The sequence below is a fragment of the Rhizobium sp. CFBP 8762 genome (assembly GCF_014841565.1).
Classification (GTDB): domain Bacteria; phylum Pseudomonadota; class Alphaproteobacteria; order Rhizobiales; family Rhizobiaceae; genus CFBP-8762.
The window spans coordinates 121,378-145,905 of record NZ_JACYUD010000010.1; the positions used below are offsets into that span (position 1 = coordinate 121,378).

General features: G+C 57.8%; 20 protein-coding genes. 3 read left to right on the forward strand and 17 right to left on the reverse strand.

Annotated elements, in window-relative coordinates; translation table 11 throughout:
- Positions 1-65 precede the first annotated feature (65 nt).
- From addA to IFT84_RS19970, 11 genes are all read right to left on the reverse strand, one after another.
- Entirely contained in the window at positions 66-3,707 is a 3,642-nt protein-coding gene (gene addA / locus IFT84_RS19920) for a double-strand break repair helicase AddA (RefSeq protein WP_192122367.1), read from the reverse strand.
- Positions 3,697-6,891: a double-strand break repair protein AddB gene (gene addB / locus IFT84_RS19925; RefSeq protein ID WP_192122368.1), complete on the reverse strand. Its 3,195-nt coding sequence runs from the start codon at positions 6,889-6,891 to the stop codon at positions 3,697-3,699. Before addB ends, addA begins: the two co-directional genes overlap by 11 nt.
- Before the next feature lie 55 nt (positions 6,892-6,946).
- Positions 6,947-7,666, reverse strand: coding sequence for a nucleotidyltransferase family protein (locus tag IFT84_RS19930; RefSeq protein ID WP_192122369.1), 720 nt, complete (start codon positions 7,664-7,666; stop codon positions 6,947-6,949).
- Positions 7,663-9,162: a tRNA (adenosine(37)-N6)-threonylcarbamoyltransferase complex ATPase subunit type 1 TsaE gene (tsaE, locus tag IFT84_RS19935; RefSeq protein WP_192122370.1), complete on the reverse strand. Its 1,500-nt coding sequence runs from the start codon at positions 9,160-9,162 to the stop codon at positions 7,663-7,665. The genes IFT84_RS19930 and tsaE overlap by 4 nt, the downstream gene beginning before the upstream one ends.
- A gap of 2 nt (positions 9,163-9,164) precedes the next feature.
- A complete protein-coding gene (locus tag IFT84_RS19940) occupies positions 9,165-11,621 on the reverse strand; it encodes a sensor histidine kinase (RefSeq protein ID WP_192122409.1) in 2,457 nt (818 codons plus the stop codon).
- Between the two features lie 434 nt (positions 11,622-12,055).
- Positions 12,056-13,456 carry an adenosylhomocysteinase gene (gene ahcY / locus IFT84_RS19945; protein ID WP_192122371.1) on the reverse strand — a complete coding sequence of 467 codons (1,401 nt, stop codon included), beginning with the start codon at positions 13,454-13,456 and terminating at the stop codon, positions 12,056-12,058.
- A 94-nt stretch (positions 13,457-13,550) separates the two neighbouring features.
- Positions 13,551-13,823, reverse strand: coding sequence for an HPr family phosphocarrier protein (locus IFT84_RS19950; RefSeq protein ID WP_192122372.1), 273 nt, complete (start codon positions 13,821-13,823; stop codon positions 13,551-13,553).
- Positions 13,824-13,837: 14 nt separating this feature from the next.
- Positions 13,838-14,239 carry a PTS sugar transporter subunit IIA gene (locus tag IFT84_RS19955; RefSeq protein ID WP_192122373.1) on the reverse strand — a complete coding sequence of 134 codons (402 nt, stop codon included), beginning with the start codon at positions 14,237-14,239 and terminating at the stop codon, positions 13,838-13,840.
- Between the two features lie 151 nt (positions 14,240-14,390).
- A complete protein-coding gene (locus IFT84_RS19960; RefSeq protein WP_192122374.1) occupies positions 14,391-14,828 on the reverse strand; it encodes an HPr kinase/phosphorylase in 438 nt (145 codons plus the stop codon).
- Positions 14,829-14,832: 4 nt separating this feature from the next.
- Positions 14,833-16,626, reverse strand: a complete 1,794-nt coding sequence (locus tag IFT84_RS19965; protein WP_192122375.1) for a sensor histidine kinase — start codon at positions 16,624-16,626, stop codon at positions 14,833-14,835.
- A gap of 21 nt (positions 16,627-16,647) precedes the next feature.
- Positions 16,648-17,379, reverse strand: coding sequence for a response regulator transcription factor (locus IFT84_RS19970; protein WP_192122376.1), 732 nt, complete (start codon positions 17,377-17,379; stop codon positions 16,648-16,650).
- Positions 17,380-17,678: 299 nt separating this feature from the next.
- On the opposite strand from IFT84_RS19970, the gene IFT84_RS19975 reads away from it, so the two are divergent.
- The 3 genes from IFT84_RS19975 to IFT84_RS19985 all read left to right on the forward strand — a co-directional run bounded on the left by IFT84_RS19975 (position 17,679) and on the right by IFT84_RS19985 (position 20,456).
- Positions 17,679-19,286, forward strand: a complete 1,608-nt coding sequence (locus IFT84_RS19975) for a phosphoenolpyruvate carboxykinase (protein ID WP_192122377.1) — start codon at positions 17,679-17,681, stop codon at positions 19,284-19,286.
- A gap of 119 nt (positions 19,287-19,405) precedes the next feature.
- Positions 19,406-19,840, forward strand: coding sequence for an alternative ribosome rescue aminoacyl-tRNA hydrolase ArfB (gene arfB, locus IFT84_RS19980; protein ID WP_192122378.1), 435 nt, complete (start codon positions 19,406-19,408; stop codon positions 19,838-19,840).
- 4 nt (positions 19,841-19,844) lie between these two features.
- Complete coding sequence (locus tag IFT84_RS19985; RefSeq protein ID WP_192122379.1) at positions 19,845-20,456, forward strand: alpha-ketoglutarate-dependent dioxygenase AlkB family protein; 612 nt, start codon at positions 19,845-19,847, stop codon at positions 20,454-20,456.
- A gap of 3 nt (positions 20,457-20,459) precedes the next feature.
- Here IFT84_RS19985 and coaA read toward each other — a convergent pair whose 3' ends face one another.
- The 6 genes from coaA to IFT84_RS20015 all read right to left on the reverse strand — a co-directional run bounded on the left by coaA (position 20,460) and on the right by IFT84_RS20015 (position 24,523).
- Positions 20,460-21,455 carry a type I pantothenate kinase gene (gene coaA / locus IFT84_RS19990; RefSeq protein WP_192122380.1) on the reverse strand — a complete coding sequence of 332 codons (996 nt, stop codon included), beginning with the start codon at positions 21,453-21,455 and terminating at the stop codon, positions 20,460-20,462.
- On the reverse strand, positions 21,452-21,775 hold the full coding sequence (locus tag IFT84_RS19995) for a phosphoribosyl-ATP diphosphatase (RefSeq protein WP_192122381.1): 324 nt from the start codon (positions 21,773-21,775) through the stop codon (positions 21,452-21,454). Before IFT84_RS19995 ends, coaA begins: the two co-directional genes overlap by 4 nt.
- Before the next feature lie 10 nt (positions 21,776-21,785).
- Positions 21,786-22,562 (reverse strand): imidazole glycerol phosphate synthase subunit HisF, encoded by a 777-nt coding sequence (gene hisF / locus IFT84_RS20000; protein ID WP_192122382.1) that lies wholly within the window; start codon positions 22,560-22,562, stop codon positions 21,786-21,788.
- A complete protein-coding gene (hisA, locus tag IFT84_RS20005) occupies positions 22,559-23,320 on the reverse strand; it encodes a 1-(5-phosphoribosyl)-5-[(5-phosphoribosylamino)methylideneamino]imidazole-4-carboxamide isomerase (protein ID WP_192122383.1) in 762 nt (253 codons plus the stop codon). The genes hisF and hisA overlap by 4 nt, the downstream gene beginning before the upstream one ends.
- 73 nt (positions 23,321-23,393) lie before the next feature.
- Positions 23,394-24,044, reverse strand: a complete 651-nt coding sequence (gene hisH, locus IFT84_RS20010) for an imidazole glycerol phosphate synthase subunit HisH (RefSeq protein WP_192122384.1) — start codon at positions 24,042-24,044, stop codon at positions 23,394-23,396.
- The gene (locus tag IFT84_RS20015; RefSeq protein ID WP_192122385.1) at positions 24,044-24,523 is read right to left on the reverse strand and encodes a DUF2628 domain-containing protein; all 480 of its coding nucleotides are present in this window, start codon (positions 24,521-24,523) and stop codon (positions 24,044-24,046) included. Before IFT84_RS20015 ends, hisH begins: the two co-directional genes overlap by 1 nt.
- Positions 24,524-24,528: the final 5 nt, after the last annotated feature.

Below are 24,528 nucleotides of genomic sequence, written 5' to 3' on the forward strand. Positions count from 1 at the left end.
AAACCTGTTGGCTCTCACATGATATCTTAGCCCGGGTTTTTCAATCTTTTATCGCTTTTGATATCTCACTTTGTCGAGAGCGCGGCAAGCGTCTCTGACAGGACCGTTTGCGGCACAGGCCAGATTTTGGGCCCCTGCGTATAGATCAGCAGGCACTCAAAACGGTGGTTCGGATAAAGCGGTTGCAGCAGCGCGTGATAGATCGCCATCTGCGCCTTGTATGCAAAATCAATGGCTTGCAGCGATTTTGGAACATCTCGGCTGGTCTTGAAGTCTGCCAGATACACGGTATCGCCGACAACGGACAGCCGATCGATACGCCCGGAAACAGCGAAATCCTGTCGGCCCAGTTTTACCGTCCCCATCACGGAGACTTCCGCACGGCTGCCCGGCGCAAACAGCGGTACAAGCTGCTCATGGTCGATGACGCTAAGCACAGAATCAATCACCTCGAAACGTTCTTCCTCCAGCCAGCGCGGCGCAGCGCGCTCAATGTATCGCTCGGCGGCGGCCATTCGCTCTGCGGGCGCAAACGTCGGCAGCACCTGAAAAAACCGATGAAGAATGGCGCCACGAAGCATGTAATTCGTGGGGCCTTCCTTGGACGTGAAGAGCGCGGAACCAACGGCCAGATCATCCGCGCCGTCATCGATAATGGCACCCGCGCCGGATGGGCTGAGAGGCCGCGGCAGGCGCCGGGGCTGGGGCAGGGGTTTTAAAAGGTCGTCCGGCAGCGTTGCGGGTCCGCCCGCGCGCTGTTGAGCAGATGGGGCTGCCTCAATGGGGCGATCCGGCCCCTGAACACGCCACTGAAAACCCTGCCACTCCTGTTCGCCCGCACTGAATGTATGGGGCCGACTATGGTCCGTATCGGATGACAAAGCCTGCGTCACCATTTCGTGCCATGTGCCGGGGTTGGCGCGCTTTCCGCAATAGCCGCAAACAATCAGACGATCCGCGGCGCGGGTCATGCCGACATAAAGCAAGCGCCGGTATTCGTCCTCCGCAGATTGCTTCATCTGTGCGGTGCTGGCTGCAATCAAGGCATTGCCCGCACTGCCCGGTGGTAGCCACACGGGCAGGGGCGTGTTGAGTGCGGCACTGGCCGCAGTTTCGATGAGCCTGAGACTTGGCATATGCTGGGAATGAAAGGCCTTCGAGCCGCCGTCCACCAGAAAGACGATGGGTGCTTCCAGCCCTTTGGCGGCATGCACGGTCATGATCCGGATTTCGTTGCGTTCCTTGTCCTGCTCGCGCTTGACGGTCGGTGCCTCCATTTCCAGTGCAGCGACAAAGGCTTGCAGACCCGGCAGGCCGTTCTGTTCATGATCCAGCGCGAAGGTCAGGAACTCATCCAGGATATCGCTGACTTCGGTTCCAAGCCGGGCAAGGAACAGGCGGCGCCCCCCTTCCGCACCCAGAATCCGGGCAAAGAAATCATGGACGGAAACACTTTGCGACAGCGTTCGATACTCCTTCAATCGCTCAGCGGCGTGTCGCAAATGGTCATGCTCGTTACCGCGCCGTTGCAGGCTCTGCCAAGCGCTTTCGGTCTCCAACCGTTCTGCACCAATGATGGAAATGTCGCTCTCTGACAGGTTGAACAGTGGGCTTTTGAGCAGGGCCAGCAGGGAAAGATCATCCTGAGGCAGCAGCACGAACCGGCCCAATGCCAGCAGATCCTGCACCGCGATATGGCTTGTCAGCAGCAAACGGTCCGCACCGGCAACCGGAATATTACCGCGCTTTTTCAAGGCGCGCGTCAGCGCGTTGACGAAGCCATCGCGTTTGCGCACCAGCACGATAATGTCGCCGGGGCGGATCAACCGGCGCTTTTTGTCCTCAATGATGGTTTCCTTGCCGATCCAGCTTTCCAGAACGGCGGCAATGCGCCGTGCCAGAATGCTGGCAGGCGCGCTTTCTGGCGTTGCGTCGAAGGGCGCTGTCCAGTCGTCATCCTCTGGCTGGATATCCGGCGCAATCACATCCCAGATATCGACTGCCCCTGCATGGCCGATGCGGTTGGAGGCATGGGCAATGACCTCATCGCCCGCGCTCAACCCCTGCGCATTGCCTGGGCTTGCAAAAACGCGGTCCACAGCCGTCAGCACATCCGCCGTGGAACGGAACGACAGGCGGAGATTAACCGGACTAAAGGTCTGGCCGCTGGTGGAAATACGCCGTGCGAGCGCGGTTCGCTCCTCGGCAAAGCGCTCCGGTCGTGCGCCTTGAAAGGAGTAGATCGACTGCTTCTCATCGCCGACAGCAAACACGCTGCGATTTTGCTCGCGCGCACTTTTGCCGGAGAAGAAATCTTCTGCAAGTGAGGTGATGACTGTCCATTGAACAGGGCTGGTATCCTGCGCCTCATCCACCAGAATATGATCGATACCCTGATCCAGTTTGTAGTGGACCCATGGACTGACGCCGCTTCGTGTCAACAGCCGTGCCGTGCGGTTGATCAGGTCTTCAAAATCTAGCTGGCTGCGCTTGCGCTTCAGGTCTTCATAGTCATCGTTCAACCGTTCGGCCAACGTCAGGGCCGCCAGTGTCGATTGAAACACGCGAAACAGGTTGAGCCGGTCATTGCACGCGGTCACGTGGTCCCGCGCCAGCGTAATCCACTGCTCCACCTCGGGGACGGCTTTGACCATCGGTTTGCCAAAGAACGCGCCATCGGCGCGGGGCTTTCCGCTTTGGGTGAAGAAAAGGTCCAGCAGGCCATCGCGACGCGTTTCGGCATCATCCATAGCGATGATTGTTTTCAGCCCATAGGCGAAATCCTGAACCTTTGCGCCGCCTTGGGCGGTCGCCAGGTCCAGATATTGTGTCAGTACCGAGCCTTGAAGCCCGGGAAGCGGCCAGAAGGCGGCAGTCAGGCTTTGTTCGGTCTCGTGTGGCGGCAGGTTCAGTGCTGTGCGCAATGTCTGCTCAATGCCACCATGGGCATCGGCTGCTGCCAGAAAGGCGCTGACGGCCGTTCGGCTGGCGATGATCTGCGTCAGCAGTCGCTCCAGTCCGGTATCATCGGCTCGCTCCAGCACGGTAGCAAAAGCCTCGGCCAGCGATGTGTCGCCTTCGCTGGTTGTGGCTGTCAGCAATGCACGACGGGCGTCGGTCAAAAGCGTAGCCGACGCACGATCATCCAGAACGGAGAAATGACCGGCCACATTGGCTTCCAGCGGAAACTGGTGCAGCAAAGCCTCACAAAAAGCGTGAATGGTCTGGATTTTCAGTCCACCGGGTGTTTCCAGCGCACGGGCAAACAGGCGGCGGGCCTCGTTCAGGGTTTCGCGGCTCGGTGCTTTGCCTTCGATCTCGGTGATGCGGGCTTTCAATGCGTCGTCCGGGAGCGTGGCCCAAGCTGAAAGCCGCTCAAACACCCGGTTGGACATTTCCGATGCGGCGGCCTTGGTATAGGTCAGGCAAAGGATGGAGGAGGGGCGGCAACCGGCCAGCAGCAGCCGGATAACGCGCTGCGTCAGCACATGGGTTTTGCCGGAGCCCGCATTGGCAGATACCCATGCGGAACGCATGGGATCAGACGCCAGCGCCTGTTTGCGCGAGGTCCAGTCCAGCCAGGCTTCGGGAGAGTCGCCTGCCGGAAAATCTGGTGGTGAACCGCCGTTATTGAGTGTATGCGGCGATGCGCCGCTGTTTTTAAGGGTGTGCGGCGATGCATCGCCGGGGATCAGATCATCCGTCATCGCCATCGTCCTCGGTCTCGGCCGTCGCCCACTCGGCTACACGGGCCAGATGGTCGTATTCATTGCCGTAGTCACGCTCTTTCTGCACGATAAGACGAGAGACAAAGCCCCGCTTCCCGGTCGTCAGCAGTGCCAGAAGCTTGGTCAACTCATTGAGCGAATCCGCACCCAGTTGGGCGGCCGATTTCACGTCGGTGTTTGCCCTGACCGTTCGGCGATCGTTGTTGACCTCTTCAACCCGAAACCGTTCCCCGGGACGCAGGCGCACATAGACGAGACCCTGCGGTTGATGGATACCAACGGCACTGCCGAAAGCGCCGCCCTGAAGTGCCGCTGCCTCCAGCGACAATTGCGGGTCCAGCAAAGTAAACGCCTCGCGCACGCTGGGGCTTAACCCCGTCTTGTAATCGATGAGGTCTGCTCCGCCGGTCTTCAAAATATCGATACGGTCTGCAATACCCGTCAGCTTGATGCCGGAGACGCCAATTTCCAGCGAAGCGCGGCGCTCTGCAAACGTGTGTTTGATCAGTGGACGCCGCTCTTTCTCCCAGTTCAGGAAGGATTTGGCAACGCCCGCAAAGCGTGGTCGCCAGACGACATCGATATGCGCTGGCAGATTTTCAGCGTTGAACAGCTCGGTCATGATGCGCTGCATGGCAGCCTCGGCCTTGCCATCGGCAAAATCCGGCATCTCTTTGGTGAATTGCTCGATGATCGCGTGGTACAGCGAGCCACGTTCGGCAGCACCGGGGTCACGGTTAAACGGGTCAACCGGCTGCACCCGCAAAATACGTTTGGCATACACCGCATACGGGTCACGCCGCAACTTGCCCACCTCACTGAAGGAATAGGATTTGGGTTGCAGGTCCAGCGGTGGTTTCGGCTCCGGGCGCTCGGCGATATCCTGATTGTCGCCATGGTCCAGAATTTGCGCCCATTCCAGATATGGTGTTCCGTTGTCTCGTAAAAGGTTAGCCAGCTTTGTATCGCCGACAGCCAACAGGCGCTGTAGCCAGCGCGACGCCACGGTGGGTGCAGACCCCTTGCGCAGCGACCGGGTAAAAACAAGCTTTCGTGTCCCGCAAGCCATCTGAAAATCATGGGCAAGCTGGCCTATGCGCCGTTCCGGTGGCTCCAGTCCCATGGTTGTTTTCATCGTGCGCGACAGGAACGGATCGTTGCGGGCCGATCCCGGCCAGGTGCCTTCGTTCAGCCCGCCGATCACCACCAGATCCATGCTCTGCAAGCGAGATTCGAGCGCGCCGAAGATGAACACGCGGGGATGGCGCATGGAGCGTGGCTTGATGGCTTCGCTGGCGGTCAGCGATTCCATGATGTCGCTCCACTGTGGGCCATCTGCTTCCATCTGGCCTTCGGATTCAATAATGGAGCGCAGCAGATTGGCCAGCGCTTCACCGGCCTCTCCGGACCAAAGGGCGGACAGATCGCCGGTTTCATTCTGAGCCATGGCCTCCAGCGCTTCGCCAGTGCGCGTTGCCCACTCCGCCAATGTCAGCGTCATGGTCAGGCGTCGTCCGGTGCCGGCATGGCGCACAAAAGCCCCGGTTAGGGGTTCCACGGCTTTGGTCATGCGGCGGGCAAGGTCCATGGCCTCGCTGGGGGCTGTATCAGGCAGCGATGTGCGCCAGACCGGCGGCCTGTGTTCGGTTTTGATGCGCGCAAGTGCGCCCGTCAGCAGCGGCTCCAGATCGCAAATATCGCAAGTTCCAACGCTGCTGCGCAGCGCAATCAGTTCCAGTGCATCGGCTGCCTGCCGGGCGACATCACGCGGCAAGCCAAAGCGGGCCAGCGGATGTTTCAGAACGGCGACGATGGCGACGGGATCACCGGGGCGCAAGGCGGCTTCCAGCAGCAGGCGCGTCAACGTTCCTTGTGGGGTAGCAGATAGCGGCGTACCGGCCGAATCATCGGCCTCGATGCCGAAGCGCATCAGTTCGCTCGCCACGCGGCGGGCAAGGTCACGGTCCGGGGTAATCAATGCAGCCTGACTGTTCTCGTCTTCATCCAGACCAAGGCGGAGCGCAATGGCGATGGCCGTTGCTTCCTCGCGCTCATTTGGGGCTTCGATCAGGGCCACATCATGAAAGGCAGAGAGAATTTCGTCCGATGGCGTTTGCGTGCGGAAGGCCGACCAGTTGCTGGTGGCTTTGACCGGCAGCAGAGCCTGACTCAGAATATCCGTTCGGTGGGCGAGATCAGGCGCTACCGTGCCAATGGCGGGGATGCTGAGACGGTCCAGCCCCATGCGCCGCAGCAGGCGGAAAAAGCCGTATTGCGGGTGGCTGCGGCTGGCCTGGTCCGGCTTTCCAGTTCCTGCAGCCATATCGGCGGCGATCAGTGTCCAGTCGTCATCGCTCATGGTCTGGTCCAGCCCCGGCAGCACGATGGTGCCATTGGGCAGAGATTGCACGGCAATCATCAGGTGCGCGGTGGCTGGAATGGAGCCTGTGGACCCTGCAATGATGATCGGCCCGGTGCTTTTACCCGCCAGCAGCCGTTCGGCTTCGGCCTCCAGAATGGCATTGCGGTGCCGGGCAGGAGAGGATTGCTTGAGTTCCGTTAGTCGTTCCGGCCAAAACGTGCTGGCGATTTTCAGGAATTCCAGTGTCAATTGCCACCATATGGCATGGTCGCTGGCATCCAGCGCGTCGAGGGCGTCCCAGCCCAGCTCTTCCGTTTCCATCGCATCGATGAGTTCGGAGAGGTTGCGGGCAAGCCAGATGGCGTCCGCAGGACTAGCCGGGGCCACCAGTGGGCTATCGGTGTGAATATCCAGAATGACCTTCGGCAACTGGTTGCGCCACGCCAGAATCAGCCGCCCAAGCTCGATCAACCGCGCGGTGTTGGACAGGGGCGGCACGAGGTCGAGAATGGCCGGTGTTTCCGCATCGAAAAACCCGCTGTCGTCATCGGTCTCGCCCAGCGCCCGGATAATGGGGAGAATTGCCGAACGACCCCCAAGGCAATCCACAAGTTCGGAGCGCAGCACGCGGGCCGCGCGTCGGGTGGGCACGAAGATGGTTGCGCCCGCCAGCGACAGCGGATCACCGGGATCATGCCGCAAGCCCGGCACCAGATCGCCACTGCAGAGATGGGAAACGAACGTCCGCAAAAAGGGCAGGCCGGACGGAATGGTAAAAACGTTTTGGCGTTGCTCGCTCATAGCGAAGGTTTAAAGCATTTCGCGTGAAAGCGGAATCGTTTTCAGCTGCGAATGGTCATTGTGCAAGGTTTCGCAAGGCAGTCTCGGCCTCGGCTACCGCTTCGGGTGTGCCAACGGTGATCCAGTGTCCTTGCAGCGTCATGCCGAATAGCCGCCCTTGGGCAATGGCCTTGTCAAAATACGTGTTGAGACTGAAAGCCCCATCCGGCGCGTCACTCAGCAATGCGGGTAGCATGATGAACGCCCCGGCATAGACGACTGGATTAGGCTCTCCCTCCCGGTATCGCGTCAACCGGCCATCCTCGGCATAAGAAAAGTCGCGTTTGCCGTTGTGCCCCGTGGTGTTTTCCAAGGTCACGCACAGCAGCAGCTTGTCCATGGTGTCAGGATCAAAGCGATCGGCAAGCTGGCGGAGATTGCTGGTGGACCCCTCGTTCACCCAGAACAAATCGGAGTTCATCACAAACAGCGGGTCGTCGTTCAGCAGTTCAAGACCTTTTTTCAGGCCACCGCCCGAATCGAGCAACATGTCGCGCTCATCGGAAATCAGAATGTCCGGTGTTTTTCGGCCCGCCAGATGAGCCTCCATCTGGTCTGCCAGATGGTGAACGTTCACAACCACGCGGGTGACGCCAGCCTCAACCAGCAAATCCAGCGCTTTATCCACCATGGGTTTGCCTGCGATTTTCACGAGCGGCTTGGGCGTGGTTTCGGTTATAGGCCGCATACGCGACCCAAGTCCGGCAGCCAGAATCATGGCGTTGCGAATGGTCATTGCGGCAAAAGTCCTGTTTGAATGCACCAGTTGCGCAAAGGGGTAAGAGCATCGTGGGACAAGGCTGCACGAAGGTATGCCAGCGTTCGGGGCATATGGCGGATATAGTCCGGCTTGCCATCCCGTTGCATAAGGCGCACCCACAGCCCAACCAGCTTGCAATTGCGCTGCGCAGCCATGATATGCCATTCGCGCTGAAAGGCCTGTTGGTCGAATGGGCCAAGCGCTGCTCTGGCATCGGTGTAAGCCGATAGTAGTGATTGCGCCAGCGCCGGTTGAATGGTGACGCGAGCATCCTGGGTAAGGGACGCAACATCGTAGGCTGTCGGGCCGATCATGGCATCTTGAAAATCAATAATTCCAACGCGGTCCAGTCCGGCCCTGTCATCGCGCCAGATGATGTTGGGCGAATGAAAATCGCGCAGCAGCAGGTTTTTCTCAGAGGACTGTGTCATTGCTATCAGCTGATCCCACAGGCCCAGATACGTCTGTCGCTCAACTTCGGTAGCCGGCTTGCCGCGCTTCCAGGGCAAATACCAGTCTATCAGCAATTGTGTTTCAATCCGCATCGCCGTTGCGTCGAAATCCGGAATAGTATGCTGAATGCCGCTGGGCGTGCTGATGGTGTGCTCAACAGGCCTGCTGTGAAGCTGCGCAAGGCATGTAATGCTCTCATGATACCGCGATGCAATGGGCGCACCCTGCGCATCCAGAATGCCATCTGCGCCCAGATTTTCCAGAAGAACGAAACCTTGGCTGATATCTGACGCAAAAACCTCTGGTGCCGCAAGGCCAGCTTGGCGCAGATAGGCGGCAAGGCCCAGATACGGCACGACATTTTCTGATATGTGGGCAAGCTGCTGGTAATATTTTCCATCCATCAGAATAGGCCCGGGAGCCACCGTCGCAAAATCCATCAGGATCAGCGGAGTAGCGTCGCTATCGACACCGATGCGCTCATAGGCGCGGCTGGACGCGTCACCGCTCAAGTGCCGTCGCGTAGCATTGGCATGACCGTTTGCGGCCAAAAAGTCGCGAATATCAAGGCTGCGGGCAATGCGCGCCCGTGCGGCAGCTGGGGCGTCAATCAGCAAGTGCCGACCGTCCCCCTCATGGGTAATATAAAGATCAACGCGTTGATCGGGCAAACGGTCATCGGCCTTATCCGGCCACTCCACCAGACAAATGCCGTCTTCAAGTGCCTCGTCAAAGCCGAGCTCATCCAGTTCAGATGGATCACCCAATCGATAGAGATCGAAATGCGCCACGGGGATTCTGAGATCGTAGGCCTGCACCAGCGTGAAGGTCGGGCTGGGCACCTCAAGGTCAGCATCATCGGCCAGGGCGCGCAGAAATGCACGCGCCAGCGTGGATTTCCCGGCACCCAGATCGCCATGAAGTGCCACGCAATCGCCGGGCTTCAAAGCAAGAGCCAGATCCTCACCAAGCTGGATCGTGGCAGCCTCATCAGGCAGGAAACGTGACAGCGGGCTCATGCTTATTCGGCTGCGGCAGAGTTGCGCAACTGGCCGGACGGAATGCGACACGTCACTTCGGTTCCCTCGCCCTCCCGGCTGCGAATGGAAACATTGCCCTTATGCAGGCTGACGAAACTATCAACGATGGAAAGGCCGAGACCCGCACCGCCATGCTGGCCGTGGCTTTCGAAGCGGTTGAACACCGTTTCGATCACATCCTGCGCAATGCCGGGGCCATTGTCGTGGACGGTAAAGACAAGATCACTGCCCTCGCGCCAGCATTTCAGTGCAATTGCGCTGCCTTCGGGCGCGAAGTTGGCCGCATTGGTCAGAAGCTTGATTAGAATTTGCTTCAGGCGTTGATGATCGGCGACGATAGAGCCCAAGCGGTCCGGTGCCGTGATTTCGAGAATTACTGAATTTTCATGTAGGCGGTCGGCCATTTGCGTGGCGATATCGTCAATCAGCCCGCCAAGGTCCACATCGCTGAAATCCAGCTCCATAATCCCTGCATCAACGGTCGCAAGATCCAGAATATCGTTGACGATGGTCAAGAGCAGCGATGACGAGGTGGAAATATGATCCACATATTCTGCCTGCCGCTCACTCAAGGCGCTGATCGACGGGGTTTTCAACAAATCAGCAAAACCGATGATGTTGGTGAGCGGCGAGCGCAGTTCGTAGGACACATGCTGGACAAAATCGTTCTTGAGCGCATCGGCCTTGCGCAAGGCCTCGTTCTTGTCGGTCAGGGCGCGCTCGACGCGCACGCTGTCGGTGACGTTGACGAAGGTCAGCATGGTCTGGGCATTGGGCAGCGGAATGACCGCGAAATCCAGAATGAGGCCCGTGCGCAGTTCCAGCACACCCTGCGAACTCGGGCGCTCATCATCAAAGCTGGTGATCATATGGCCGAAGCGCTTCCAGCCATCCGGCTGATCGTAGGATACCTGACAGGCGGCTTCCAGTGCACGAATATGGGTGTTGGGTTTGGCCTGCTCTTCAGTAATGCCCCACAGCGCGCGGAATGCAGGGTTGGACAAACGAATGCGGCCATCCGGCCCAAACACTACCACGCCTTCAGACAGGTGATCGAACGTTTCGCTCTGCACCTGAACCAGCGTGTTATAGCGCGTTTCGAGATCCACTTTCTCGGTGAGGTTCTCGAATACCCATGTCGCACCGCCCTGCGGCCGTGCGGTCGCAAACACGCGCAGGGTCTGGCCGTTCGGCAGGTGCCAGAGGTCGGTCTGCGTGTCCAGTGCACGGTAGACGACCAGCGCGCCGTCCTTCCACTGCTTCCAGTTCAACTGCTCGGGCAGCTTGCCGCCAGCGCGCAGACGGTCCAGAACCTCCGCATTATTGGGCTTGCGCTCCAGAAAACCGATATCCAGGCTCCAGAGTTGCTGGAAGGCCTGATTGTAGAATTGCAGCCGCTGCTCACCATCGAAAATGGCAACAGGCGTGGCCAGATGATCCAGAGTTTCCGCGTGGCTCTTCAGCGTGCGAGCCAGCTCTTCGCGCACCGCTTCCTTCGCCGACACATTGACAGCAATGCCTGCGGTCGCATCGGCGACCTTTACGCCGACAACATCGAAGAAGGTGCGGCTGCCCGCCAGCACGGTGGAAATGGTGTCCCGGAACGGGCTGTTGGCGTCCAGTGTCTTCAGGCGATCACGCGCCGAGGTTTCCAGCAGTTCACGACCCTCGGCCAGTGCTGCCTCCGGCGTCTGTGCATCAACGGCGCGGGCATAGGCCGTGTTGACCCATGACAGCGACCCATCGGCCTGCCTTTGCCAAACGGGAAAATCCACAGCGTTCAAAAGGGTGTGCAAACCACTGATTGCAGCGTGAAACTTATCCCGCTCGATCTTCAACGCAGCGAGTTCGGCACGCAGATTGTTGAGAGCAACAAAGCGCACAAAGGCGCGGCCACCGGATACGCGGCCTTCCGTCTCCAGCACTTCACCACGCACGGTTTCCACCGTCAGATCAAAGCTTTCAGCATTGGTGCGCAGACGGTCAATGGCTTTTTCCAGCTGGCCGGCAGACGCCGATTTCAGCCATCTGCCAAAAGCGAGGAAATCCCGATCTTCTATCGGTGCACCGGTCTCGCCCGGCAGGCGACCCAGAAATTCGGGCTTGTCATCCAGACTGTCCCACACGACGATGCGGCGGTTATGATCGGAAATCAGCGCCTGAAAGCGGGAAATTCGCTGGTTGGCATCCGACAGGGATGCACGAAGCTCCCTGTTTTCAAGATCTGCCTGATTGCGCTGGCGCATAAACCAGACGGCAGAGAGCGTAACGGCGGAAATGACGCCCAGCATTAGCGCGCCGGTCATCACCTCATTGGAGCTGAAAAGGGTTTCCGTCAGTCCTTCTGTTTGAGCAAGGGCAGGTGTCGCAGCTCCAACAAAGACACAGCTCGCTGCCAACCGACGCAAACGTTGAAAGGCAAGGCAAGAGCTTGTCATGCGATTGCAGAAAGAGTGCACAGCGGTTTTCCGTCCAGCAACGCGCCAAACCAGCACATCATTGTCTTTCAGCATTCGGTGGAGGCGATGAAAGACATCGGTCTTCATCGGGCACTCATCCACGTCGCGCTGCCGCCTGATCCGGCTGCGTCGGTATTCCAATATCATCCCCGGTCTGTCTCCGTCTTCTTTGCCGCTTGCCGACAAGACATCCCAATGTCACCAAAGCACGCAACGGTATGAACACGAGCGGCCGCTTTGGCATGTCAGTAGTTTCAACACAACAGGCGCTGTGTCGCACACGAATCAACTGCCTAAAACATACTTGCTTCACCATTTGGCGGGAAGGGCAGAGCCGAAAAAAGACGCCCTAACCTTTGTCAAGGTCAGGGCGCCTGCCGTACTGCTACATGTTGTGGATAACGGGTTTTCGATCAGTATCTGTAGTGATCTGACTTAAATGGACCCTTCGGGCTGACGCCGATATAGGCCGCCTGCTCCTCGCTCAGCGTGGAAAGTTTTGCATTCAGCTTGGCGAGATGCAAACGGGCAACTTTCTCATCCAGATGCTTGGGCAGGATATGAACGTCCTTGCCGTATTCCTCCGACTTGGTGAACAGCTCGATTTGCGCCAGAACCTGGTTGGAGAACGAGGCCGACATGACGAAAGATGGGTGGCCGGTGGCGTTGCCAAGGTTCAGCAGACGTCCTTCCGACAGCAGGATCATGCGGTTGCCCTTGGGAAACTCGATCATATCGACCTGTGGCTTGATGTTGGTCCATTTCAGATTGCGCAGCGAGGAAATCTCGATTTCATTGTCGAAATGGCCGATATTGCCAACAATCGCCATGTCCTTCATCTCGCGCATATGCTCGATGCGAATGACGTCCCGGTTTCCGGTGGTGGTGATGAAGATATCAGCCGTGGATACGACGTCCTCCAACTGGACGACTTCAAAACCGTCCATCGCGGCCTGCAACGCGCAAATCGGATCGATTTCCGTTACCTTCACGCGCGCGCCGGCACCCTGAAGAGAGGCCGCAGAGCCCTTGCCGACATCGCCATAACCGCAGACAACGGCAACCTTGCCTGCCATCATCACGTCCGTACCTCGGCGAATGCCGTCCACGAGCGATTCCTTGCAGCCATACTTGTTGTCGAACTTCGACTTGGTAACGGAATCGTTGACGTTGATTGCGGGAAAGGGCAGCAGGCCCTTGGCATGCAACTGGTACAGGCGGTTCACACCCGTGGTCGTTTCCTCACTCACGCCGCGGATTGCATCACGCTGCTTGGTGAACCAGCCCGGCGATGCGGCCAGACGCTTCTTGATCTGCGCAAACAGAACTTCTTCCTCGTCCGAGCCGGGATTGGACAGCACGTCCTCACCAGCCTCAGCACGCGCGCCTAAGAGAATATACATGGTGGCATCGCCGCCATCATCCAGAATCAGGTTCGACAAGCCACCATCGCGCCACTGAAAGATCTGGTCCGTATAGGTCCAGTATTCTTCCAGTGTTTCACCCTTGATGGCGTAGACGGGAATACCCGCGGCGGCAATGGCTGCGGCAGCATGGTCTTGTGTGGAGAAAATGTTGCAGGAAGCCCAGCGAACCTCTGCGCCGAGCGCCACCAGTGTTTCGATCAACACGGCCGTCTGAATGGTCATATGAAGTGAGCCGGAAATGCGCGCGCCCTTCAACGGTTGCGATGCACCAAACTCTTCGCGGCAGGCAATCAGGCCCGGCATTTCGGTTTCGGCAATGGTGATTTCCTTGCGGCCATAATCGGCCTGACCAATATCGGCGACCAGATAGTCGTTCGTCGTGCTCATAAAGCTCTCCACGCTGGATGTCCCTAAAAGGGCAGGTGGTTCGTCTATCAGGAAATGCCGTTTTGGGCAACGATATAAAGAAGTCTTTATATCTTTATGCTTCTTCGCCGAACCGGTCACGGACCAGCGCGTCCAGCGCATCGAGCGCTTCTGCTGCCTGCTCTCCCTCCGAAGTAACGGTAATGGAACAGCCAGTGCTGGCCGCCAGCATCATCAAACCCATGATGGAGGTGCCGCCAACCGTGCTGCCATCGCGGGAGACGGTGATAACAGCATCATAAGCCTCCACCGTCTGCACGAATTTGGCGGAAGCCCGGGCGTGAAGACCACGCTTGTTGATGATAAGCAGCTCTCGGGAAAGGGACATGCGTGTTGTAATCCCTACTTGCCGCTCAGCACACGGCTGGCCACGTTGATGTATTTGCGGCCGGCTTCGGATGCTTCCACGAGTGCTGTGTCCATATCCTTTTCGCCACGGACACCGGCTAGCTTGATCAGCATTGGCAGGTTGACGCCTGCGATCACTTCGACCTTGCCGCTGCTCATCACCGAGATCGCGAGGTTGGATGGCGTGCCACCGAACATATCGGTGAGAATGATCACACCCTTGCCGAGATCGGACCGGCTGACGGCCTCCAGAATATCCTGTCGCCGCTGATCCATATCATCTTCAGGGCCGATGGAAACAGTCTCAATGGCTTTTTGCGGTCCAACGACATGCTCCAACGCATGTCTAAACTCTTCCGCCAGCTTGCCGTGTGTGACAAGCACAAGTCCAATCATGGTGTCTCCGCTCCAATTACAAACATGGGATGGCGGGATATCGCACTGCGACAAATACGTCCACCTATGTTGCGCTCATCTTGGCGAGGAAACGCCGAAGTGCAAGATAAAAATCGACAACCCTCCCGGTAGAATAGACTAATATAGCTTGCTAATTCGATTTTAGCAGCCTTTGCAGCAAACCGAGCACATCCTGACACAGACCAACAGGCAGGCGAACCAATGGCAGGCTATTGCCGTCGCCGAGATCGAAGCGTTCATTTTCGGGCGGCATTCGTGGTTCGTACGGCGCGCGGATGGGCAAGATCGCGACGTGAAGCGTGGCCGAAGTAACCGCTGGCATGGAAACAATACCAGCACCCCGCACCTCGATCAGTCCAAAAATAGAGGATGGTGCGTGACCAATGACCGTTCCGTCTTTCACCTCGATCAAAACCTGATCGTCACTCACCAGGCTGCATGACTGGCCCTGACGTTCGGCAGCGTGGATCAAATCCAGCGCAAGAGACGATTTGCCCGCACCGGACGGTCCCACCAGCAACAGACCACGTTGACCCAGAACCAGAGCTGTTGCGTGAACATTTCGCATGGTCTCAGGACGTCTTTTCCAGCGGCAGGGACAGGATGAACCGCGCGCCTTGCGGCATACCCGTTGTCGTGTCGGACATGTTTTCGGCCTTCAGCGAACCGTTATGGGCCTCGGCAATCTGCCGAGAGATGGACAGGCCAAGACCGGAATTCTGGCCAAAGCCCTCGCTATCGGGCCGGTCGGTGTAGAAGCGCTCAAAAATACGATCGATGTCTTCCGCCTGAATGCCCGGGCCATTGTCTTCTACGTTCACGATGCAGCGCGTGCGCGATCGTGTCAGGCGCACCGTGATCAATCCGCCCTGATCTGGCACAAAAGACCGCGCATTCTCAATCAGATTGGTAACGATTTGCCCGATGCGCAGATCATGACCACTGACGATGAATTTCGCTTTCGGATTATCCTTGCGGTCCACGATGAAATTCAACTGAACAGGTTTCTTGCTGCTGCGAATCTGGCGGGAAATCTCTACGAGATCACCCAGCAGCTTTTCCATATCGACCGATTTTGCGTCTGTGCGGGCCAGTTCAGCATCCAGCCGCGAGGCGTCTGAAATGTCGCTGATCAGACGATCCAGCCGCCGCACATCGTGAAGGATAATGTCGAGCAGGCGCTTTTTGGAGTCTTCGTTGCGGGCCAATGGCAAGGTTTCCACTGCGCTGCGCAGTGAGGTCAGCGGGTTTTTCAACTCATGGCTGACATCGGCGGCGAAACTTTCAATTGCGTCGATACGATCATACAGCGCGGTCGTCATGCCACGCAGCGCAATCGACAGATTGCCAATTTCGTCCTGACGGGAGGAAAAGTCCGGTATCTCCTCACGCTCCTTGGAGCCGCGACGCACACGGATGGCCGCAGCCGACAGGCGGCGCAGCGGATTGGCAATGGTGCTGGACAACAGCAGTGACAAAACCACCGTGCCCAAGGCGGCGACACCGAACACCCGCATGATGGCAAGGCGGGCCGCGTGAACGATCTTGTCAATATCACCGGCCTGTGTGGACAGAAGCAACACGCCGAGTACGGCCCGTGAGCGCTGCACGGGGACCGCGACCGATACAATCAACTCGCCCTTATCTGTCACGCGCACCACGGCGCTGCGAACACCGGTCAAAGCATTCATGACTTCGGGGTAAATCGTCCCGCTTCCCCCGGGTGCCTCGCGATAAAGCGGCAGATTGGTCGGCAGGAGCATTCGGTTGAAGAACGCGGTCAAGCGGTCGACAATGCTCACTGACTCCGGAGTCAATGGAGGCAGGTCAAACCGCAGAACCTGGCTTTTGGTGTAGAGATGACGGGAATCCAGCAAAAGATCGGCGTCCGCATCAAACAGGCGCGCGCGTGTACGGGTCGGTGAAATCAGCCGCCGGAGCACCGGTGCTTCCCGTTCACCATTAATCGAGAACTCCAGATCCTCGTCATTGGGGCGGGGCGTGATGCTTTGGCCCGCTTGCAGTTCCAGAAGCTTCTCCGGGTCAATGACGATGGCATTGGCGGGATCGACGGAGGCGGAGGCAGAAATTGCACCGGCGATGATTTCGCCTTGTGTCAGCAAACTTTCGACCCGGGCATCCACCAGCCCCTCGCGAAACTGATTGAGGTAGAGGATGCCAGCCAGCATCACCACCAGCGCCACGAGGTTAAAAAACAGAATGCGTCGCGTCAGGCTGGAAAAAACGGCATTGCCGAAGATACGGCGGATGAGCGTAAACGGATGCACCCAGCCACGGTGACCGGCACGGCCCCCATTTTCAGCCGCCGTGTCATCCAGCTCCGATTGCCGCAGAACTTCAACCAATCTGTTTTAACCTTTTTACGATCAAGCTGATTCGCGGAAGCGATATCCGACGCCGTACAGCGTTTCGATCATGTCGAAGTCATTGTCCACCATCTTGAATTTTTTGCGCAGCCGTTTGATGTGGCTGTCGATGGTGCGGTCATCCACATAGACCTGCTCGTCATAGGCGGCATCCATCAGCGAATCACGACTTTTAACGACGCCCGGGCGTTGCGCCAGCGAATGCAGAATCAGGAATTCCGTGACGGTCAGTGTCACAGGCTCGCCCTTCCAGGTGCAGGTGTGGCGCTCCTGATCCATCACCAGTTGGCCGCGCTCCAGGGATCGCGCCTGCACATCGGCAGCTTTTGCGCCGCCATTGGCCGTCTGGCTGGCAGCAGCGGCTTCACGACTGGACGCGCGGCGCAAGATAGCTTTCACACGCTCCACCAGCAGGCGCTGCGAGAACGGTTTGGTGATAAAATCATCCGCGCCCATTTTCAGGCCGAACAACTCGTCGATTTCTTCGTCTTTAGAGGTCAGAAAAATAACCGGAATATCGGATTTCTGCCGCAGACGGCGCAACAGTTCCATGCCATCCATGCGCGGCATCTTGATATCGAAGATCGCAAGCTGTGGCGGGCGGGCCAGCAGACCATCCAATGCCGATGCACCGTCGGTGTAGGTTTCGACCTTGTATCCTTCAGCCTCCAACGCAATGGATACGGAGGTCAGAATATTCCGGTCATCATCGACAAGCGCAATCGTGTGCATCGTGCTAAAACTCCATTTCTGCAAAACCGATGGTGTCATCGGGAATCGTTTGTTTAGCCTCCTTGAGTATAAAGGTGGAACAAATTGTGGCAAATGGAAAAGGTCAGGGTGATCTTTTTAAATCGAGGCAAAAATTCATTCGATTTAAATCGCAGTTTCAAACGGTTTAATTTTGAGAAATCTGTTTTAAATCGATTAATATATTGATTTCATTGAATTATTATTGTTTCAGTTTTGTGATTTGTTATGCTCCCTCCAGTTTCAATGGCCATCTGGCGCATTTAAAGGAATTTTCAGGCATGGGGGCCTCACACATTCACACCCTGCCCACCGGGCAGGATAACGCGCCGTTCGTCAGTTCGACTGTTCTTTCCAACCTCAGCGAAGCAGCTTTGTATGAAGCAGCCATTCGCAATGGAGAGGCGCAACTGACGGCGCAAGGGGCTTTGCGCGCCCTGACGGGCCAGCACACGGGCCGGTCTGCAAAGGACAAGTGCATTGTCAGCGATGCTACAACGGAAAGCCAGATCTGGTGGGATAACAACAAAGCAATGACGCCGGAGCATTTCGCTGTGCTGCACGCGGACATGCTGGCGCATTGTGCCGGCAAGACCTTGTATGTGCAGGACCTGATCGGCGGGGCGGACCCGGAAAATGCGCTTCCAACCCGCGTGGTAACGGAACTTGCCTGGCACTCGCTGTTCATTCGCAATCTCTTGATTCGTCCAAAGCGGGACACGCTGGCGGATTTCCGGCCTAAGTTGACGATCATCGATCTGCCAAGCTTCAAGGCCGATCCTGCGCGTCATGGCTGCCGCAGCGAAACGGTTATCGCTTGCGACCTCGTCAACGGCATCGTGCTGATTGCCGGCACATCCTATGCCGGTGAAATTAAAAAGTCCGTCTTTACAGCCCTGAACTACCTGCTGCCCGCCCAGGATGTCATGCCCATGCACTGCTCGGCCAATGTGGGTGATGATGGAAAATCCGCCGTGTTTTTCGGTCTGTCCGGTACGGGCAAGACAACATTGTCTGCGGACCCCACACGCACCTTGATCGGCGATGACGAGCATGGGTGGGGGGAAGACGGCATCTTCAATTTCGAGGGGGGATGCTACGCAAAGACCATTCGTCTGTCAGCGGAAGCAGAACCGGAAATCTTTGCTACCACGCAGCGGTTTGGCACGGTGCTGGAAAACGTGGTTCTGGATGACAACCGCGTGCCCGACTTTGATGATGGTTCGCTGACGGAAAACACCCGGTGTGCCTACCCGCTGCATTTCATTCCGAATGCCAGCGAAACGGGCCGGGCCGGGCATCCGGCAACTGTGATCATGCTGACGGCGGATGCTTTCGGCGTGCTGCCCCCCATTGCACGGCTGACGCCGGAGCAGGCCATGTACCATTTCCTCTCCGGTTACACGGCCAAGGTCGCAGGCACGGAAAAAGGTGTTACGGAACCGGAAGCGACGTTCTCCACCTGCTTTGGTGCGCCATTCATGCCGCGTCACCCGGCAGAGTACGGCAACCTGTTACGTGATCTCATTGGTCGCCACGGGGCGGAGTGCTGGCTGGTCAACACGGGCTGGACGGGCGGTGCCTATGGTACTGGCAAGCGTATGCCGATCCGTGCAACCCGCGCCTTGCTGACGGCTGCGCTGAACGGGTCGTTGAACGATTCGGACTTCCGCACCGACCCGCATTTCGGCTTTGCGGTGCCGGTGTCCGTGCCGGGTGTCGATACGGGTATTCTGGACCCACGGTCGACCTGGGCAGATGCAAGCGCCTATGACCGGCAGGCGGAACGACTGACGGATATGTTCGCAGCCAACTTCGCCAAGTTCGAACGCCATGTGGATGTGGGCGTTCGCGATGCTGGTCCCGGTATCCGGCTCGCTGCCGAGTAGACATGCACAAGAAAATGTCCATGTCTGCCAAGACAGACTGATTCACGTGAAACCCGGCTGTGTTGCAGCCGGGTTTTTTGCTATGTGAAGCCGACAACGACTTTTGAACCGGCAGGCAGATGGCAAGCGACCCTTTATACATCAACGAGCGGATCGTGATTGCCGGATGGGAACTGACCGAGCAATTTGTGCTGGCGGGCGGGCCGGGGGGGCAGAATGTCAACAAGGTTTCAACGGCAGTCCAACTGCGTTTTGATATCGCGAACTCGCCTGCGTTAGATGACCGGGTTAAAGCCAACGCCTTGGCGCTGTCAGGGCGACGGGCCTCAAAAGAGGGCGTGCTGCTGTTGGAGGCCAGTCGCTTCCGAAGCCAGGAGCGCAATCGGGACGATGCGCGGGAACGGCTGAAGGAACTGATTCTGAAAGCCGCCGAACCACCGCCGCCGCCGCGCCGCAAGACAAGGCCAACCAAGGGCTCGGTTGAGCGCCGGCTGAAAGCCAAGGCCGGACGCTCGGATGTGAAGAAGATGCGTGGGCGACCAGAGGATAACTAAATTTATGCAGTGGCTTCCACAGGGTATCCGTTATTTTCCAGAGTATTTGAATCGCGTTGCGCAGGAGCAGCTCGTTACGGATATCCGATCCGTGGTTGCCCAAGCCCCGCTGTATACGCCTGTTATGCCGAAGACCGGCACGCCGATGAGCGTGCGCATGACCAATTGCGGACCGCTCGGATGGGTGACGGACAAGGAGCGCGGCTATCGCTACCAGCTAGACCATCCCGTTACCGGCGCGCCATGGCCTGCTATACCGCCCGTGCTGCTGGAACTCTGGAACGCCGTTTCCGGCTGCAATCTGCCGCCGCAGGCGTGCCTCATCAACTTTTACAGCGACACAGCCAAGATGGGATTGCATCAGGATAAGGACGAGCAGGCACTGAACGCGCCGGTTGTTTCTATTTCGCTGGGCAACACCTGCCTGTTTCGCGTCGGTGGTGTGAAGCGAGAGGATAAGACGCAGTCCTTCCGTCTAGCCAGCGGGGATGTGGTGGTGCTTGGGGGTGAGGGACGGCTTTGCTTTCATGGCGTGGACAAGATTTATCCAACCACCTCGACGCTGCTGAAACAGGGTGGGCGGGTGAACCTGACCCTGCGCCGCGTCACTTTATAATCTTCATAGCTTGCGCAACGCGACTGTCTTGGTCAGGTGATCCTCGCCCTTTTGCAGGATCAGATCAGCGCGGGGCCGGGTCGGCAGGATATTCTGATGCAGGTTTTTCAGGTTGATGTCGTTCCACAACCGCTCGGCAATCGCTTGAGCCTCGTCATCGCTGACCGACGCGTAGCGATTAAAGTACGAATCTGGATCACGAAACGCAGTCTGGCGCAGCCGCATGAACCGGTTGATGTACCAGGTATGGATCAGGTTTTCGTCGGCGTCGATATAGATCGAAAAATCAAAGAAATCCGAGACCATCGGCACGATTTTGCCATCGGCGGGAAGGCTGCGCGATTGCAGAACATTGATGCCTTCAAAGATCAGAATATCGGGCCGGTCCACGATTTTAAATTCATCGGGGATGACGTCGTAAATCAGGTGAGAGTAGCTGGGCGCTTTGACATTGCGCTGTCCCGCCTTGATGGCGGATAAAAATCGAAGAAGCGCACCTGTATCGTAGCTTTCCGGGAAACCCTTGCGGTCCATCAGGTTTTCACGGCGCAGAATTGTGTTGGGATAGAGAAAACCATCGGTGGTGACCAGATCGACCTTCGGGCTGGATGGCCAGCGCGAGAGCAATTCTGCGAGAATACGGGCTGTGGTGGATTTCCCAACCGCCACCGACCCCGCGATGCCGATGACAAACGGTGTCTTGGCTTCAAACGATTGGCTCAGAAACCGCTGGCGCTGCTCGAACAGCAATTGGGACGATTCCACATGGGACGATAGCAACCGCGACAAGGACAAATAAATCCGGCGAACCTCATCCAGATCAATCGGGTCATTGAGTGATCTTAGCCGGCGAACTTCATCTGCTGTCAAGGTGAGGGGCGTGTCGGCACGAAACTTCGACCATTCCTCGGCAGAAAAGAAGCGGTAGGGGGAATAGCGCCGCTTTTCCAGATCATCCGGAATATCGGCCGGCTCCCGCTCATCAAACGCGAAGGTCATTGTGGTTGCCGGTTTGCCTTTTCCGTGAGGCCGGATTGTCCTGTGCGCCTCTCAAGCTCGTTCAGCACATCTTGTAATGGAATATCAGCAATATTCAAGACAACCAGCAGGTGATAGATCAGGTCCGCACTTTCGTTCACCAGCGCTTCCCGATCCTCACTCACAGCGGCAATAACGGTTTCCACTGCTTCCTCGCCCAGTTTCTTGGCTGCCTTGGTTTGTCCGTGGGCAACGAGCTTGGCCGTCCAGGATTCGTCAGGGGATGCCTTGGCGCGCTCCGCGACCATCCGCTCCAAGGTTTTCAACGTGAAACTGCTCATAGACGCGTCCTCAATCCAGCCGCATGGCGATGCCATGATCAGCCATGTATTGCTTGGCCTCACCGATGCTGTAGGTGCCAAAATGAAAGATAGAAGCAGCCAGTACAGCCGTCGCATGACCATCCCGCACACCGGCCACCAGATCGTCCAGTGTGCCGACACCGCCGGATGCGATAACCGGCGCACGCACGGCATCGGCTATGGTGCGCGTCAGCGCCAGATCATAACCGCTTTTTGTGCCGTCCTTGTCCATGGATGTCAGCAAAATTTCTCCAGCGCCAAGGTCCACAACTTTCTGCGCAAATTCGATGGCATCAATGCCGGTCGATTGTCGTCCGCCATGGGTAAAGATTTCCCATCGCAGTTCTTCGCCCTCTACCGATACGCGCTTTGCGTCAATTGCTACGACAATGCACTGGTTGCCGAACTTGTCTGCAGCCTCAGCCACGAAATCCGGGTTTTTGACGGCAGTCGTATTGATCGAGACCTTATCGGCGCCTGCCAGCAGCAGCTTACGAATATCACTCACCTGCCGCACGCCACCGCCGACCGTCAGTGGCATAAAACACTGTTCAGCCGTGCGCGCCACCACGTCGAAAATGGTATCGCGGTTGTCGGAGGAGGCGGTGATGTCCAGAAAGCAGAGTTCGTCCGCACCGGCAGCATCGTAGGCGCGGGCGGATTCGACGGGATCACCGGCATCAATCAGATCAAGAAAGTTGATGCCCTTGACGACGCGGCCGTCTTTGACATCAAGGCAGGGAATAACGCGGGCCTTGAGGGTCATTGCAGTGCCTCGGTTTTGGATGGCTCAGTCTTGGCCGCGCGAATAAGCGCCAGCGCTTCATGCGGATCAATCCGTCCGTCATACAGAGCGCGACCGGAAATCGCGCCTTCCAGCTTGGCCGCATTAGGCTGCACCATGCGCGCGATATCATCCATGGATGCCAGACCACCCGACGCAATCACGGGTATGGAGACGGCATCGGCCAGTTCCAGTGTGGATTCCCAGTTGATGCCAGTCAGAATGCCATCGCGATCAATATCGGTATAGATAATGGCCGCGACGCCAGCCCCTTCGAATTTTCGTGCCAGCTCGATGACACCGAGTTCGGACGCCTCTGCCCAGCCTTCCACAGCAACCTTGCCTCCCTTGGCATCAATGCCAACGGCAACCTTGCCCGGAAACTGCTTGCAAGCCTCGATAACCAGAGCAGGGTCGCGCACGGCCACGGTGCCGAGGATAACGCGGGCCAAGCCGCGCGACAGCCAGTTTTCGATATGCGCCAGCGTGCGAATGCCGCCGCCAAGCTGCACGGGGTTTTTCGTTGCTTGCAGAATCGCATCGACCGCTGCACCGTTGACAGTCTCACCCGCAAACGCGCCGTTCAGATCAACCACATGCAGCCATTCGAACCCTTGGGCCTCAAAGGCTTTTGCCTGCGCTGCCGGGTCAGGATTGTAAACGGTAGCCTGCTCCATATCGCCCAGCTTGAGGCGAACGCATTGGCCGTCTTTCAGATCGATGGCGGGAAATAAAATCATGGTCGTACTTTCGAACCGGAGCATTTTCAGCAAAAGCGACGTCGCTTTTGCGTTAGAACAATGCGTTAGAAAATTACGGCTTCCACCGCAGAAAATTGCCAATCAAAGCCAGTCCGAGCGTCTGGCTCTTTTCCGGGTGAAACTGCGCACCCACCATAGTGTCCCGCCCGACAAAGGCCGTCATTGGGCCACCGTACTCCGTCGTGGCAATCACATCATCGGCGTTTTCCGCCTTCAGATGGTAGGAATGGACGAAATAGGCATGAAGTCCGTCCGGCCCGGTGGGAATATCGGCAAAAACCGGATGGGGGCGGTTGAGGGTCAGCGTGTTCCAGCCGATTTGCGGGATTTTCAGCGTGGGGTCGGCGGGCTGCATTTCCACCACATCGCCTTTGATCCAACCAAAGCCGTTGGTCACGGTCTTCTCCAGCCCGCGCGATGACATGAGCTGCATGCCAACACAGATACCGAAAAAGGGACGGCCCTTGGTTTCCACAGCCTCCAGCAGGGCGGCTTCCATGCCATCGACGGCACTCAGACCGCGCCGACAATCGGCATAAGCGCCCACGCCGGGTAGAACGATGCGGTCAGCGGTGGCCACCACATCGGGATCATCCGTCAGAAGGATGTGCGCGTCCAGTCCTGCTTCCCGCGCAGCCCGCTCAAACGCCTTGGTGGCAGACCGCAGGTTTCCAGACCCGTAATCGATAATTGCGACCTGCATCAACGTGCTCCACTATAATCTAGGAGGCCAAGCGCTGCGGCGTCTGCGCGCGCAGGGCCGTTTGCCGCAGGCGGCAGTGGGATATGGGTTACCGGACCCTCTTCCTCAACCTCGATACTGCCGTAATAGATGGCTTCGGCAGTGCTGACGTTTGCGGCAACAATCACGGTTTGCAGCGTCCAACCCCGGCGCTCCAGCACGCGGGCGCGGTGTCGCTGGCCTTCCAGTGACACCAGCAGGCTGAGCGCGAGATTGAAGGCAAAGCCAGACAGCCACAGGCCTTTGGTTTCCATGAGAGTGGTTGCAAGCATTTGCAGGATCAGCACGGCCACCCCGGCAAACCACAGCTTGTGAGCGAGCAGCCAAAGCCCCGGAAACACAAAGCCGAGATAGGCGAAGCTATCGGCAATAAAACGCGCATGTTCGTCAGCCGGACCAGCATGGGGTGACGTTAGAACCTGATAGCTTTTCACGCGCATGGGAA

Excerpts from the sequence above, each read along its gene's own strand:
- addA (WP_192122367.1), bottom strand. The coding sequence starts at position 3,707 with ATGACGGATGATCTGATCCCCGGCGATGCATCGCCGCACACCCTTAAA.
- addB (WP_192122368.1), bottom strand. The coding sequence starts at position 6,891 with ATGAGCGAGCAACGCCAAAACGTTTTTACCATTCCGTCCGGCCTGCCC.
- IFT84_RS19930 (WP_192122369.1), bottom strand. The coding sequence starts at position 7,666 with ATGACCATTCGCAACGCCATGATTCTGGCTGCCGGACTTGGGTCGCGT.
- tsaE (WP_192122370.1), bottom strand. The coding sequence starts at position 9,162 with ATGAGCCCGCTGTCACGTTTCCTGCCTGATGAGGCTGCCACGATCCAG.
- IFT84_RS19940 (WP_192122409.1), bottom strand. The coding sequence starts at position 11,621 with ATGACAAGCTCTTGCCTTGCCTTTCAACGTTTGCGTCGGTTGGCAGCG.
- ahcY (WP_192122371.1), bottom strand. The coding sequence starts at position 13,456 with ATGAGCACGACGAACGACTATCTGGTCGCCGATATTGGTCAGGCCGAT.
- IFT84_RS19950 (WP_192122372.1), bottom strand. The coding sequence starts at position 13,823 with ATGTCCCTTTCCCGAGAGCTGCTTATCATCAACAAGCGTGGTCTTCAC.
- IFT84_RS19955 (WP_192122373.1), bottom strand. The coding sequence starts at position 14,239 with ATGATTGGACTTGTGCTTGTCACACACGGCAAGCTGGCGGAAGAGTTT.
- IFT84_RS19960 (WP_192122374.1), bottom strand. The coding sequence starts at position 14,828 with ATGCGAAATGTTCACGCAACAGCTCTGGTTCTGGGTCAACGTGGTCTG.
- IFT84_RS19970 (WP_192122376.1), bottom strand. The coding sequence starts at position 17,379 with ATGCACACGATTGCGCTTGTCGATGATGACCGGAATATTCTGACCTCC.
- IFT84_RS19975 (WP_192122377.1), top strand. The coding sequence starts at position 17,679 with ATGGGGGCCTCACACATTCACACCCTGCCCACCGGGCAGGATAACGCG.
- arfB (WP_192122378.1), top strand. The coding sequence starts at position 19,406 with ATGGCAAGCGACCCTTTATACATCAACGAGCGGATCGTGATTGCCGGA.
- IFT84_RS19985 (WP_192122379.1), top strand. The coding sequence starts at position 19,845 with ATGCAGTGGCTTCCACAGGGTATCCGTTATTTTCCAGAGTATTTGAAT.
- coaA (WP_192122380.1), bottom strand. The coding sequence starts at position 21,455 with ATGACCTTCGCGTTTGATGAGCGGGAGCCGGCCGATATTCCGGATGAT.
- IFT84_RS19995 (WP_192122381.1), bottom strand. The coding sequence starts at position 21,775 with ATGAGCAGTTTCACGTTGAAAACCTTGGAGCGGATGGTCGCGGAGCGC.
- hisF (WP_192122382.1), bottom strand. The coding sequence starts at position 22,562 with ATGACCCTCAAGGCCCGCGTTATTCCCTGCCTTGATGTCAAAGACGGC.
- hisA (WP_192122383.1), bottom strand. The coding sequence starts at position 23,320 with ATGATTTTATTTCCCGCCATCGATCTGAAAGACGGCCAATGCGTTCGC.
- hisH (WP_192122384.1), bottom strand. The coding sequence starts at position 24,044 with ATGCAGGTCGCAATTATCGATTACGGGTCTGGAAACCTGCGGTCTGCC.
- IFT84_RS20015 (WP_192122385.1), bottom strand. The coding sequence starts at position 24,523 with ATGCGCGTGAAAAGCTATCAGGTTCTAACGTCACCCCATGCTGGTCCG.